This is a genomic window from Liquorilactobacillus uvarum DSM 19971 (assembly GCF_001434935.1).
Classification (GTDB): Bacteria; Bacillota; Bacilli; order Lactobacillales; family Lactobacillaceae; genus Liquorilactobacillus; species Liquorilactobacillus uvarum.
In genome coordinates, this window is sequence record NZ_AZEG01000008.1 from 76,163 (window position 1) to 90,216 (window position 14,054).

Annotated in this window: 15 protein-coding genes; 14 read left to right on the forward strand and 1 reads right to left on the reverse strand. The window is 34.7% G+C overall.

Translation table 11 applies throughout. From position 1 onward, the window contains the following. Positions 1-54 precede the first annotated feature (54 nt). The 5 genes from FD20_RS05640 (at position 55) to FD20_RS12945 (ending at position 3,797) form a co-directional block, all read left to right on the forward strand. Positions 55-582, forward strand: a complete 528-nt coding sequence (locus FD20_RS05640; protein ID WP_235807719.1) for a nucleotidyltransferase family protein — start codon at positions 55-57, stop codon at positions 580-582. Between the two features lie 157 nt (positions 583-739). Then, positions 740-1,057, forward strand: a complete 318-nt coding sequence (locus tag FD20_RS05645) for a MazG nucleotide pyrophosphohydrolase domain-containing protein (RefSeq protein WP_057736587.1) — start codon at positions 740-742, stop codon at positions 1,055-1,057. A 141-nt stretch (positions 1,058-1,198) separates the two neighbouring features. Then, a complete protein-coding gene (locus tag FD20_RS05650; RefSeq protein WP_057736588.1) occupies positions 1,199-1,735 on the forward strand; it encodes a GNAT family N-acetyltransferase in 537 nt (178 codons plus the stop codon). A gap of 221 nt (positions 1,736-1,956) precedes the next feature. Further along, a complete protein-coding gene (locus FD20_RS05655; protein ID WP_057736589.1) occupies positions 1,957-3,330 on the forward strand; it encodes an aspartate kinase in 1,374 nt (457 codons plus the stop codon). Between the two features lie 314 nt (positions 3,331-3,644). Continuing rightward, a complete protein-coding gene (locus FD20_RS12945; RefSeq protein ID WP_157060857.1) occupies positions 3,645-3,797 on the forward strand; it encodes a helix-turn-helix domain-containing protein in 153 nt (50 codons plus the stop codon). Between the two features lie 57 nt (positions 3,798-3,854). On the opposite strand, the gene FD20_RS13545 is transcribed toward FD20_RS12945, so the two are convergent. Beyond that, a complete protein-coding gene (locus FD20_RS13545) occupies positions 3,855-4,145 on the reverse strand; it encodes a hypothetical protein (RefSeq protein WP_057736590.1) in 291 nt (96 codons plus the stop codon). A gap of 81 nt (positions 4,146-4,226) precedes the next feature. Here FD20_RS13545 and FD20_RS05665 point away from each other — a divergent pair, with 81 nt between their 5' ends. The 9 genes from FD20_RS05665 to FD20_RS05705 all read left to right on the forward strand — a co-directional run bounded on the left by FD20_RS05665 (position 4,227) and on the right by FD20_RS05705 (position 13,891). After that, entirely contained in the window at positions 4,227-4,448 is a 222-nt protein-coding gene (locus tag FD20_RS05665; RefSeq protein WP_057736591.1) for a DUF3923 family protein, read from the forward strand. A 553-nt stretch (positions 4,449-5,001) separates the two neighbouring features. After that, the gene (gene nadB / locus FD20_RS05670) at positions 5,002-6,468 is read left to right on the forward strand and encodes an L-aspartate oxidase (protein WP_057736592.1); all 1,467 of its coding nucleotides are present in this window, start codon (positions 5,002-5,004) and stop codon (positions 6,466-6,468) included. A gap of 6 nt (positions 6,469-6,474) precedes the next feature. Next, complete coding sequence (gene nadC / locus FD20_RS05675) at positions 6,475-7,311, forward strand: carboxylating nicotinate-nucleotide diphosphorylase (protein WP_057736593.1); 837 nt, start codon at positions 6,475-6,477, stop codon at positions 7,309-7,311. Further along, positions 7,308-8,405, forward strand: a complete 1,098-nt coding sequence (gene nadA / locus FD20_RS05680) for a quinolinate synthase NadA (RefSeq protein WP_057736594.1) — start codon at positions 7,308-7,310, stop codon at positions 8,403-8,405. The genes nadC and nadA overlap by 4 nt, the downstream gene beginning before the upstream one ends. Before the next feature lie 13 nt (positions 8,406-8,418). Next, positions 8,419-9,516: a cysteine desulfurase family protein gene (locus FD20_RS05685; protein ID WP_057736595.1), complete on the forward strand. Its 1,098-nt coding sequence runs from the start codon at positions 8,419-8,421 to the stop codon at positions 9,514-9,516. A gap of 487 nt (positions 9,517-10,003) precedes the next feature. Next, positions 10,004-10,603: a cadmium resistance transporter gene (locus FD20_RS05690; protein ID WP_057736596.1), complete on the forward strand. Its 600-nt coding sequence runs from the start codon at positions 10,004-10,006 to the stop codon at positions 10,601-10,603. 150 nt (positions 10,604-10,753) lie between these two features. Continuing rightward, positions 10,754-11,707 (forward strand): zinc-binding dehydrogenase, encoded by a 954-nt coding sequence (locus tag FD20_RS05695; RefSeq protein WP_057736597.1) that lies wholly within the window; start codon positions 10,754-10,756, stop codon positions 11,705-11,707. A 140-nt stretch (positions 11,708-11,847) separates the two neighbouring features. After that, positions 11,848-12,339, forward strand: coding sequence for a GNAT family N-acetyltransferase (locus tag FD20_RS05700; RefSeq protein WP_057736598.1), 492 nt, complete (start codon positions 11,848-11,850; stop codon positions 12,337-12,339). Between the two features lie 157 nt (positions 12,340-12,496). Beyond that, positions 12,497-13,891 carry an MFS transporter gene (locus tag FD20_RS05705; RefSeq protein ID WP_057736600.1) on the forward strand — a complete coding sequence of 465 codons (1,395 nt, stop codon included), beginning with the start codon at positions 12,497-12,499 and terminating at the stop codon, positions 13,889-13,891. Positions 13,892-14,054: the final 163 nt, after the last annotated feature.

Consider the following 14,054-nt stretch of genomic DNA (forward strand, 5'->3'; position numbering starts at 1 on the left):
AGTTAGTATCTTAATGTGCTCATTGCAGAATGAAATAATTGTGAAAAAATTATTTTGGGGAATAAAGACATAGTACACATCCTAAAAATTATAAAGAGACTCAATCTGAAACAAGGTGTATTAGCTGCAGGAAGTATTCGTAATAGTATTTGGCAAACCTTAAGCAATCAACCTGTGTTCTTCCAAAGTGATGTTGATCTTGTTTACTTTGATCCTTCAAAACCGCAAGAGTATGATTTCTTAGTGGAACAACAACTTTTAAAAAAGTATCCTGAATATAATTGGCAACTTAAGAATGAAGTTTACATGCATAATTATGATTTCAAAAATCAACAACCTTTCAAGTCTATAGAAGATGCTATTGCACATTTTGCTGAAACATCAACATGTATCGGCGCTTACATTGATACAAATGGAATACTTAAATTGATCATACCTTACGGAGTGGATGACTTAGTTAATTGCATTTGTCGTCCAGTACCTGCGTTTAGTGGCGACCAACAACACATAAACATTTTCAAAAAACGGATTCAGCGTAAGAATTGGGTTGAAAAATATCCACAACTCAAAATACAGTTCTAAATTTTGTAAAAAGATGACTTATTTTACCAAAAATATCAAAATAAAGACTTTTAGCGTACAATAAGCAGTGGGTTGCTTTATCTTTAAGCAAGTTTTTATTCAGTGCAATCGTATTGTATAATTGATGAGTAGTCATATTATACGGAGGGGATTTTTTATGGGGTTAAAAAGCCATCAAAAGTGGTTAATTGCATTTTACAAAAAAAGAGACTGGTACAAGTTCTCACCGGAAATTAGGATGAACTTTTTGTGCGAAGAAATCGGTGAACTGGCCCGAGCTATCAGAACTTATGAAATTGGACGAGATCACCCAGGAGAAAAGAAGAAAACACAAAAAGAAGCGTTTGAGAATTTAAAAGAAGAATTAGCTGATGTCATTGATCAAACTTTGATCATATGTTCAAAATATGATATCGAACCGAGCGAAATACTAGATTTTAGTGAAAAAAAACTAACTAACCGCTTCAAAGATTGATAATTGATCATGCTTCTTTACTACATAAGTCCGATAACCCTTTTGTATGCTTGGCTCATTTATGTAAAACTATAGAATCAAATTGCTTACAAAAATTAATTTTTCCAGAAATGAAACAGCACAATTTCAAAAGGAGAAAAAATGGATTTTAAAATGTTTGAAGGTTCGTTAGTTAAGCTTAGAGCAGTACGCGAAGAGGATTTTGAAATAATTGAAAATTGGTACGAGGATACTTATTTTCTTAGAAACGTGGATACTGCTATAGCACTGCCAAAAAATAATGACGAAATCAAATCTATGTATGATGCGGATGATGATATAATTGAGCTTATGATATGTCCGCTTGAGAATGATTCGCCAGTTGGTTTTGTCTCAATCTATAATATCGAATGGAACAATCGAAGTGGGACGCTCGCAATTGGTGTCGGTTGCGAAAGTGATAGGCATCTTGGGTATGGCACGGATGCTTTAAAATTAATGATGAAATACGCGTTTAACGAACTCAACTTGGATCGTCTTGACTTAGAAGTAGTTGAATATAATCATGCTGCACATATGCTTTACGAAAAATTAGGTTTCAAATTAGGTGGCAGAAGACGAGAAGCTGTTTTGCGCGATGGCAAAAGATTTGATATTCTAATTTTGGATATTCTGCGTTCAGAATGGGCAAAAGGGTAGAACGCGTTTAAAAAAATTTTTTCGTGAAAGTTAATTAATAGAATAGACTTTCACTCTCAATTATGAATAAAATTTTTGGTTTACTACAACGCTTATTAAGCGGATATTTTCGATTCTGAAAGCTAAAAAAAGTTTTATTAAAGATTACTCCTTGTTTTATAACAATTCTTTTGATATTCTAATCAACATAATAAATAAAAGACTATTAGGATGTGTGATTCTTGAAAATAACAAAATTCGGTGGAAGTTCACTTGCCAATGCTAAACAAATTAGAAAAGTTTTTGATATTATAAAATCAGATTCAGATCGGAAAGTTGTAGTAGTTTCTGCACCAGGCAAGCGTTTTTCTTCTGATACCAAAATAACAGATAATCTAATCACTTTGGCTAAGCAAGTCCAGACAGGTCAAGACATTGAAGAAACCTTGTCGGCTATCAAAGAGCGCTATATGTCAATCATCAAGGAATTAGATCTTGACCAAAAAATCAAAGACCAATTGGAAAAAAATCTTAAGAAAATGATTACTGCTTCTTATTCTTCGTATGAACAGCTTTTAAATGCTTTCAAGGCTAGCGGGGAAGATAACAATGCGCAGTTAGTGGCTGCATACTTTAATGAAAATGGACTACCAGCTAAATATGTCAGTCCAGAAGAGGCAGGGCTTTATGTTTGTGCTCAAAATGGGCATACACGTGTTTTGCCTGAAACTTATGCTAACTTAGAACAGCTTAGTCAGACTCAAGAGCGCATCGTATTTCCAGGCTTTTTTGGAATTTCGAAAGACAAACAGCGTGTTACTTTCTCACGCGGAGGTTCTGATATTACGGGGGCAATCCTTGCCAAGGGACTGAAAGCAGACCTGTATGAAAACTTTACCGATGTTGACGCTATTTTTGCGGCTAATCCACAAATTGTTGGTCAACCGAAAAAAATCAATCATTTAACGTACCAAGAGATGCGCGAGCTTTCATATGCTGGTTTTTCGGTGTTGCATCATGAGGCTTTACGACCAGCAATCATGGCGGATATTCCTATTAGAGTCAAAAATACCAATAAGCCTGAACTTCCTGGAACTTTGATAAGTAAAACGCGTTCTGAAAATGATTATCACATTACTGGAATCGCAAGTTCACGAGGCTTTATGTCTATTTCTATTGCAAAGTATTTGATGAATGAAGAAGTAGGCTTTGGAGCAAGAGCATTGAACATTATGGCTGAACACAATTTAAGCGTTGAGCATATTCCCACTGGCATAGATGAAATTACGCTGATTTTACGGTCTGATCAGTTCAAGAGTGCAGCAGATGAAAAAGCATTACTGCAAGAGTTGCAAGAAAAACTTAATGCTGATAAAGTCTATCAAGAAAAAGAACTTGCACTTTTGATGATTGTCGGTGAGGGTATGATTTCAACTGTCGGCACAGCAGCTAAAGCCATGGCAGCTTTAGCTCAAACTGGAATCAACCTCAAAATGATTGACCAAGGCTCTTCGGAGATCAGTATGTTATTTGGAATTGCTGCAGCTGATGAAAGTCGCGCTATTACCGCTTTGTATGAAACTTTTTTTAAAGCAGAGGTTTCTGTGGAAAAATAAATTCATTTAAAAAATTGTAAATGTAAAAAAGGTTAGCTACTTTTACTGATTATTTTTTTAACAATCCAAAATCGACACTTGAGCAAGGGACTAGGTCAAAATTATTTTGATCAAGTTCCTTTTTTTATTCTTGTATTATATGAATTAAGGTGTTTCAATAATCAGGCTTCTACGCTCAATCGCGAGACGCTCATGAAAAAGCAAAGCTAAGTTTAGCTATAAAAAGAAGTATCAGGCCTGGTATCAAGGTAATGCTAGAGAAGATAGCTCGACAAAATCTCAAAATTAAAATATGCTGAATGGAGATTCTTAATATGGTTAATGATAACTTTAGTTTGAATTTAAAAATGATTCGTAAGCAACGGCTATTAACGCAACAAAGTGTAGCAGAAAAACTCCACGTATCTAGAAAAACTATTTCTAGTTTGGGGAAACAGGTCGGAATTTACCAGATATTGAAAAATTAGCAAAACTTGTTGATTTTACGAAATTTCAACAGATGAACTTTTAGGCAGAAAACAACTTCATTCCAAGCAGCCAAGATCTGAGGACTCTACGTTATTAATAACTGTTGCGCTGATTATTCTTTTAACGGGACGGTTGATTGTAGCTATGTCAACTAATACTATTGTCTTAATAGATATTTTGATTAGGATAGTTTTATGCATATTAATTTTGGAAAAGAAAAAAGTATTAAGAAGCATCAGGCTTGCAAGTCTTTTTCTGAGTTTTTGTTTTAGCTGCAGTGTAGGTCTTATTAATGTTTTTTCAATAAGTTTTAGTTTGCGCGTTGTCTGTTTGCTTTCTTCAGCCATGCTGTTCAGTCAATTTTTCTTTATTTTAAAGTTCTCTAGATCATTAAAAATCAAATATTTAATGCATAAAGGAGGGCGTGTATGAGTTTTAAAATATGGCATTACCTGAACATATTCTGGATAATCATTTTTTTAACTGCTGAAACATTTATCTTACTGCGAAAGGTTGATGCAACAGGTGTTATCCAAACACCAATGATTCGAATATTAACATCAATTATTTTGATTTGTTTTTTTGCAATAATTGCAATTATTCAATTTGTAATTTGGTTGTTTATTAAAAAAAATAAAAAAACTCACTAGTCTTCCGTCACTAGTGAGTAATAATGCAGTTCGTATGTTATACACGCACAGTATAACAGCTAAAGAAGTTTTTGTACTGAATTTAATCTTAAATTTATCATAAAAAAGTTGAGAACTATAAATAATGAACAATTTTGATTGTTGGTTCTTACTACTTGAGGACAAATAACACGAACAAAATGAGTTTTGCGACAAAAAATAATTTTGTTAGAGACTCTTTTCGTAAAAAACTCAGATTCGATTATAAATCAATTGCCTTTGATTTCAGCAATTTTTATATTCTACAAAAGGCTTCGACTGTTGAGTTTATGTATGAGGTGTTTGTAACAAAAATAGTGCTGAACAGGCTATCTTAAGTAAAACACGAAGCTTTGTTGATTATAGAAAAATCCGCTTTTTCGTGCTGGTTGATTAATTGCTAAACTATAATTTAGTATTCATATACTTTATCTTTAAATTAAAAATAATTTTTTACATCAGCAGGGTGTCTTGACACCCTGCTTTTTTTAATTCATAATTGCTTTAACTTAAAAACTGAGAGGGTTTATGCAAAATGAAAAAAGTTATTATTGTCGGTGCTGGTTTGGCTGGGAGTTATATTGCAACACTTTTTCCTTCTGATTACGATATAACAATTATTACGAAAAAAACACGTTTAGATAGTAACTCAATGCTTGCTCAAGGTGGGGTTGCTGCTGCACTTGATAAGGGAGATTCTCCTCAAGAGCATGAAAAAGATACGCTAAAAGCTGGAAATTATCATAATGACAAGCAAGCTGTCAAACAACTTGTTAATCTTGGTCCAAAACTGATTGACAATTTAATTTCTCAAGGAATGAATTTTGACAGATCGAGTGACGGTCAGCTGGCGTTTGGTCTGGAAGGTGCACACAGTTTTCATAGAATTTTACATGCGCAAGGTGACCAAACAGGGCATGAGCTAACAAAATTTGTTCAAAGTATAATCAGAAATGATATCAAGTGGGAGGAAAACACAACTGTTTTAGATCTTGTTATAGAAAAAGGTGAGTGTAAAGGTGTTGTAACTAAGAATAAAAATGGGAAAGTCACGGTCAAATACGCTGATTTTACTGTTTTAGCTTCAGGCGGTTTGGGACATCTATACCCCTTGACCACCAATGATCAGACCATAACAGGCGATGGAATAGCACTTGCTTTTAGAAACAACGTTGAACTAAAAGACATGGCATATGTTCAGTTTCATCCAACATTGCTAACGAAAAAGGGTAAATGCTACGGATTGATAACAGAAGCAATCCGAGGTGCCGGAGCTATTTTGATTGACGAAAACGGCAATAAAATAATGCAAAATACTCCGCAAAAAGACCTTGCTCCACGTGACGTTGTAACAAGAAAACTTAAAGCTTGGCAACAAAAGGGGCACAAACTTTTTCTTGATATTTCACATATCCAGTCTTTTAAACAGAAATTTCCAGGTGTCACCCGCAATTTAATAAATCACCAAATCGATTTTGAAACAACAAAAAAGATTCCAATTCAACCTGGAGCTCATTTTTTTATGGGAGGAATTAAAACAAATCTTGAAGCACAAACCTCAATTAGACGATTGTATGCGATTGGAGAAGTTGCCTGCAATGGAGTTCATGGTGCTAACAGACTTGCAAGTAATTCTTTGCTAGACTGTCTGGTTAGCGCAGATAAAGCAGCCCAATCAATTATGCAAGCACCATCAAACAACAATAAAAACTTCGTGCAATATGATGATCTTACATATAAATCCAACATTGAGCCTGTTTTACCTTCAAAAGATGAGTTGTTGGAAAAGACTTGGAAACAAATTGGTGTTGTTCGTTCAAAAAATAACTTAAATATTTTTTTAAAATGGCTTGACAAGTTTAATTATAAAGAGCTAAGTCCTGAAAAAATATCATCTGAGAACCTAACTATCACCAATCTATGCATATGCGCCGAACTGATTGCTAAATCAGCACTTGCACAGCCAAAAAGTTTAGGTGCAAATTATATTAAGGGAGTCTAGAATTTGATGAATTATTTATTAGCAAAAAAAAAGATCGAAGAATTTTTACTGGAGGATCTTTCCTTTGGAGATGCCAGTGAGTTTTTCTTTGAGTCTGAAAAAGTCAGTGGTTCATTGATTGCAAAAAAGAGTGGAATAGTATGCGGGCAAGGTATTCCGCGTATCATTTGTGATATTTTGCGAGGAATGAATTATCAAGATATTATTCCAGAAGGACAAGAAGTTAAGGCTGGTACTGTTATTGGAAGAATCAATGGAGCAGCTAAGAATGTTCTTGCCAGTGAAAGAGTTATTTTAAATTTAATGCAAAGAATGAGTGGAATTGCAACAGCTACAAATACATCAGTTCAAAGATTGGGAGATTCAACAATAAGTATCACGGATACTCGTAAAACTGCACCAGGTCTCAGGTATTTTGACAAATATGCAGTTAAAATTGGGGGCGGACAGAATCATCGTTTTGATCTTTGCGCTGGCCTAATGTTAAAAGATAATCATTTAGCAGCAAAAGGCGGAATAAAAAAAGCTTTGTCATTAGTCGCCAAAAATATTGGTCCAATGACAAAGGTTGAAGTGGAAATTGAAACAAAAGAACAACTTGCAGTAGCTGTTAAAAGTACTGTTGACGCTATAATGTTTGATAATCAAGAACCTAAGGTAATTAAGGAATGGATGCAAGAGGTACCTGCGCATATAACAACAGAAGCTTCTGGGGGAATAAATCTTGAAAACATTGCTCGTTATAAAGACTGTGGTGTTGATTTTATTTCTCTTGGCTGCCTGACCAATGAAGTTAAGCCACTAGATATCAGCTTCGTATTGGATGGTGTTATCAAGTCATGAATTTACCAAATATTACGGAGAAATTAAAATTAGCTCAATACTATGATGAGGATCCTAAAGAGCAGGTCAAACGTATTAATAAAATTAAGCGAGAATTTGGCAAAGATCTCTTTTTGGTTGCACATCATTACCAGAAAGACGAAATTGTTCAATTTGCAGATGCAACAGGCGATTCACTCAAATTGGCTCAAGTTGCCTCTAGAAACAAACAAGCACGTAAAATCGTTTTTTGTGGTGTGCATTTTATGGCTGAAACAGCAGATATTTTAACAGATAACGATCAAGATGTGATTCTTCCTGATCCAACAGCTGGCTGTTCAATGGCAGATATGGCTAATGCCTTTCAAGTCACCACAGCCTGGAATTATTTAACCCAAAAATATGGGACAGACATTATGCCTGTAACTTATGTAAACTCTAGCGCGGCCATCAAAAGCTTTGTCGGAAAAAAGAATGGGATTGTTGTTACATCAGGAAATGCACTTAAAGTAGTTGCATGGGCTCTAAAAAAGAAAAAGAGACTGTTTTTTTTACCAGATCAACACTTGGGGAGAAATACAGCTTTAAAACTAGGAATTGCCAAAAGTGAACTTGGAGTCTGGAATCCGTTAACTGATACATTGCTTGCGGATGATCCACAAGCATTAAAGATTATTTTATGGAATGGATACTGCTCTGTACATCAGCAATTTAATGTAGCACAAATAAAAAAATTACGTTTAGCTTATCCCGATATAAAAGTTATTGTTCATCCCGAATGTAAAAACGATGTAGTTAATGCAGCTGATGAAGTGGGCTCTACAGCTGCCATTATTAAATACATCCAGCAAGCACCATTGGGTACAAGGATCGCTGTAGGAACAGACAATAACTTAGTAAAACGGCTGCAGAAAGAATATACCAATAAGAAAGTAATGTTGTTGAATCCAATTGCCTGTTCTTGTGTTTTGATGAATCGAATCGATCTTCCTCACTTGGCTTTTACGATGGATAGTTTAGTGAATAATTCAGCAGATTTGAATGTTATCAAAGTTAATGATGAGACCGCCTTTTGGGCAAAAAAAGCTCTAGATACAATGTTAAATCTTAGTTAGGATGGATATACAAATGATTTATTTCGATAATGCAGCAACAACAAAAATGAGTATGTCTGCCTTAAAGGCCTATAAGGAAGTGGCAGAAAACTTTTATGGGAATAGTGAAAGTCTGCATTTTTTTGGCAATCAAAGTAATTTATTGGTTGATGAATCACGACAGACTATTGCAAAATTACTCAATGTAATACCAGATGGTCTTATATTTACCAGTGGTGGAACAGAAAGTAACCAAGTTGGTCTTAGCGCCTTGGCAAGAATTAGGGATGGAAAAAATGAAATTTTAGTAAGTCCACTTGAACATTCATCGATTTATCAGATTTTGGATAGATTAAAAGACGAAAAACAAGCACAAGTTCGCATTCTTCCTGTAGACAGAAAAGGCAAAATTACACCAACTATTTTGGAAAATAATGTTTCTGCCAAAACAGCTTTGATAGTAATCCAAGCTGTTAATTCCATTACGGGAATTGTTCAAGACATTAGTTCGTTGAAAAATATTGCAGCTAAAAACGATATACCGCTATTTGTAGATGCCGTTCAGGCAGCAACAAAGGTTCCTCTAGATTTTTCCGGCATAACTGGCTTCAGTTGTAGCGGGCACAAATTTAATGGTCCTAAGGGAAGCGGTCTATTATTTATCTCACCAAACGCCCTAACGGTTCCACAGTATAACAATGTTTTCCAACAAAATGGTTTTCTACCAGGAACCTTGGATGTGCCCGGTATTGTCAGCATGACAACTGTTTTTCAAGAAGCATATCCCAAAACTAAAACAAATTATGCACTTTTAAAAAAGTTGCAAGAAAGTCTTGAAAGAAACATTTCACCCAAAATTCAAGTTTTACATGGAACTTATCCTGGAATTTGCGGATTGATATTGCCACATGTTCAGGCACAAGAAGCAGTGACTAGGATGGGGCAATTAGGTTTTTGTTTTTCAACTGTGAGTGCTTGCAGCATCAAAGACCCAAGGCCTAATCGGTCTTTGTTGTCCTTGGGAATGACCGAAGAGGAAACAACACGGTATATTCGCATCTCGTTTAGTTCCGTTAATACTATTGCGGAAATAAGGCTTTTTACTGACAAATTGAATAAATTGTACGGATAAGGAATCTAAAAATAGAAAATAAATGACAGTGACAGTTTTTTTAATGCAAAACTGTTAAAATACTAAGTAATCAATTATTTATTGTGAATCTCGTCACTAATTACGTGGTCAGTTCTAATAATTTGTTGATTATCCAACCGATAGCAGATAGTTTTACCAGCTCGTTTTGTACTCACCAACTGGTTGTTGCACAAAATAGCAAGATAAAGTGAGAAACAGATTATTCTGCCCTTTAGCAGTTCATAGATTTCGCTAACATTTAACTGCCTTTTTTCAAGGATATTAAGCAGCTGCAAATAAGTTGAATTGCTCAGTAGTTTTAATATTCGTTCTGACTCTTTCAAATGAAAATTATTTATTAAATAATTGTTTTACTTAAAACAATTTGACTTGTTCAAAAAAGCCTTTTTCAGCATTTGACATGTTGCTGTTTTCATATGTTTATGATAACATATGAAATAAATTGTAAAAGAGCAGGTGGAATAAATTGCTGCAAACTATTTTTACAGGAATTACCGCATATATTTCAACGAGTATTGATTACTTAGTTGTTCTGATGATTATTTTTGGGACTGTTAACAAAAGAAATCATTGGTCAGTTTATGCGGGAAATTTATTTGGAACTGCTGTCTTAGTTGTAATTAGTTTATTTATAGCAAATATTTTAAAATTAATACCGGAAGATTGGTTACTTGGCTTATTAGGTTTGATTCCAATTTTTATGGGAGTTCATCTCCTCATCTCAAACGAAGAGGATACTGAAGCTGCTGTGGAAAAACATCTGCAAAGTAAAAAAAATGTTTTTCTGAGTGTAGCTACTATCACCATCGTTACTTGTGGTGCTGATAATATAGGTATCTACGTCCCGTTATTTGCCCAGATGACGCTAGCTAGCAGTATTACTGTGATACTCACCTTTTTAGTTATGATTTCATTATTTTGCCTAACTAGTCTTCTTTTAAGCAAAATACCTTGGGTTGCAAATCTTTTGGAAAGATTCGGCGACTACATTACGGCTTTTGTTTATATTGGGTTAGGTTTCTATATTCTCTGGGAAAGTGGCACTTTGATGCATTTTTTAAACTGACATAATTAAAAATGAAGTTTTCATACAAAACAAATCATGTATATAATTGATGCATGGTTTGTTTTGTAGTTAATTAAGAAAAACTTGAACGTCTCATTATTCATCGTTACAATAACAATAATTATAAATCTTTTTGAAAGGACTCATCCAATGAAAGCATTATATTTTGAAAACTTTGGAGATAATTCTGTTCTACAATATGGTATGTTACCTGATCCTAGGTTAAAAACCGATGAAGTTTTGGTAAAAATGAAATACATTGGACTAAACTTTGCAGATATCTATAGGCGCAGAGGAGATTACCATATTGAATCACATAGTCCATATATCAATGGTTACGAAGGATTAGGTAAGATTGTAAAATTAGGTCAGAAAACTACTGATTTACACCTTGGAGATAAGGTGTTTTTTGTTGATGCTCCGTTTTCAAATGCAGAGTTGGTAGCTGTATCGGCCTCAAAAATAATAAAGGTTCCAAATTATATTGAAGAAAAAACAATTGCTTCAATTGGGCTTCAAGGTCTAACGGCTGATTTTTTAGTTCATGATTTAGCAAAAAATAAAAAGAATGCACAAGTTTTTATTCAAGGCATTAGTGGTGGTGTTGGACAAATTCTTCTTCAAATGCTTGTTGCAGATGGTATCAAAGTTTATGGTGTGACTTCCACTCAGAAGAAGCAAAATTTAGCCTTACAGCAAGGAGCAACCGAAGTTTATCTGCGGTCGAGTAATTGGGAAAACAAAGCAAACGGTCAATTTGATACAGTTTTCGATGGAGTTGGAAAAACCCTAAATCAGAGCATCTCACTCCTTAAACATAGAGGAAAGGTTATCTTTTTCGGAATGGCCGGTGGAGATCCGGACAAAGTCGACATGATAAAACTGCTTGAAAATTCAAAAAGCATTATGACTGGAGACCTGTGGGATTATTTAACCAGCCAAAAAGAAAGACAAGTTAGATTCTCCAGACTAGCTAATTATTTTTCTAATGGGAAAATTACTATTAATGATCCAAAAATATTTCCATTATCAGAAGGTAAGAAAGCATATGCATTGCTTGAATCAGGTCAAAGCAACGGGAAAATTCTAATGAGGTGCGATTGATTAACAAGCAATTTTGATTGTAGTTGACTATCTTGCACTCAATACTCAGCTTATAATAGTTATCTGAAATGCTGCAAGGATATAATGTCAGTTGATAGTTGTATAACGAAGACATGCATGGGAAAAGAGGGAAATTAGCAGTGATAAAAAGCCGTTTATTTAAAAATAGTGACGCGGATGAGGTAGCCGAATTGGTCGCTACAACAATGTTCACAACTAATATTAAAGACTATTCACGCGAATATTTAGAAGATGATCTTAAAAATCTAACCAGCAGTGATTTTATTGAAAAGTCTAAATTCTTTCATTGCTATGTTTTTATTGATGACGTTGCACACAAGATAGTTGCGGTTGGTTCAATTGGACCATACTGGGGCAAAAAAGATCAGAGCAGTTTGTTTAATATTTTTGTTTCACCTAACTATCAAGGACACGGTATTGGTAGAAGATTAATTGAGACTTTAGAACGAGATGAATATTTTAAACGTGCTAATAGAATTGAGATTCCCGCTTCAATTACTGGATTAAAATTTTATCAAAAAATGGGGTATTCATTCAAAAATGGGGTTACCACTTTAGATGAACAACTTTACAGATTGGAAAAGTTCAACCCGCGTAGGTCGAAAAACTAAAGCAACTTTTGCAGCTAGGGCTTTCGCAAAGAACGTTTTTTACAATGAGAATCGAGAGTTTTTTAAAAAAATTATGTTTTTTGAAGTGTAAATGAGATTAGACAGCTTAATAGACAAAATTGTTTTATGTTTTAAAAGTAAAGTAAGGAAGATAATAATGAATGAATCATTAAATATGAGGATCCGTCTACGAGTGATAGCTGCAATACTTGCTACTGGTTTGATGTCATTTGCTGGAGTTGTTGTGGAAACAGCGATGAATATCACTTTTCCTGTGTTAATGACTGAATTTAATGTTACCACTAATATTGTACAATGGATGACCACCGGTTACTTGTTGACTGTGTCTATGATAGTACCACTATCAGCCACATTAAAACGACAGTTTAAAACGCGCTCATTATTCATAACAGCTAATTTATTTTTTTTGTGTGGCTTGATTATTGATGCCTGCGCTGCAAACTTTCCCTTATTAGTATTCGGTCGCATCATTCAAGGGTGTGGAACCGGAATTGCTTTACCGCTTATGTTTAACATCATTCTTGAACAGATTCCGGATAACCAGATCGGCATGATGATGGGATTAGGTACATTAATAACAGCAATTGCACCTGCAATTGGCCCTACATTCGGAGGGATAGTTGTCGCTAGTATTGGTTGGCGCTATATCTTCTATCTTTTAATTCCCTTGATTTTGATTTCATTGATTATAGGTTACAAAAGCATTGAACAAAAAACGCGCATTCAGCCTTCACAATTTGATTTTCTCAGTGTATTGCTGCTTATCACAACTTTCACTGGTCTAATTGTTGGTTTTAGTCATCTAGGTAGCCCCTTTTGGCACTGGTCCTTGGGGGGAGCACTAGTGTTAGGTTTGCTCAGTTTGTTATTGTTAATTTGGCACTCTTTAACCATCAAAGAACCCGCTATTAATTTTTATATATTAGGAAACCGAATATTTTCGGGACATGCCATCGCTTTTTTCTGCCTTCAAATCACTGCGTTAGGCTTATCTTTCCTTATTCCAAATTATGTGCAGCTGGTCAACAAGTCCTCCTCAACCGTAGCAGGATTATTGGTCTTGCCTGGTGCTTTGCTGGGGGCTGCATTGGCCCCGTTCAGCGGACGTATTTTAGATTCTTTAGGTCCTAAAAAGCCAATTTATACTGGCAGTCTTGTTACTTTTTCTGCTTTATTACTTTTTTCTTTTTCAGCTTTGAAAATGAGTAATATTATGATATTAATTATGTACTTTTTATACATGTTTGGTATTGGCTTATCTTTTGGTAATATAATGACCAGCGGTTTGTCTGTACTAACAGAGGAACAGCAAAGTGATGGCAATGCTATTTTAAACACATTACAGCAATTTGCTGGAGCAACTGGTACATCAATTGTTTCTGCCATTGTAGCACTTAGCCAAAACAAAAATGGCAATCAAGTCTATTTGACTGCTATTGGGACCCAAAGGGCACTCATAGTACTGTCAGTAATAATATTAGTTGCAATACTAATATTATTCTGGGCTGTGGCACGTATCGTAAAAAAATAACTGCAAAACATAATTAGCATTTTGAACAGCTGAGAAGGTAGGTACATTAGCTATCTGCAAAAGAATAATTTAAAAGACTGCAATCTGATTGGCTCTAATTAGAAAAGTTACACAATAAAAATTGCACACAAAGGCTGTGAAATACTTTTAAATAAAGAATTTA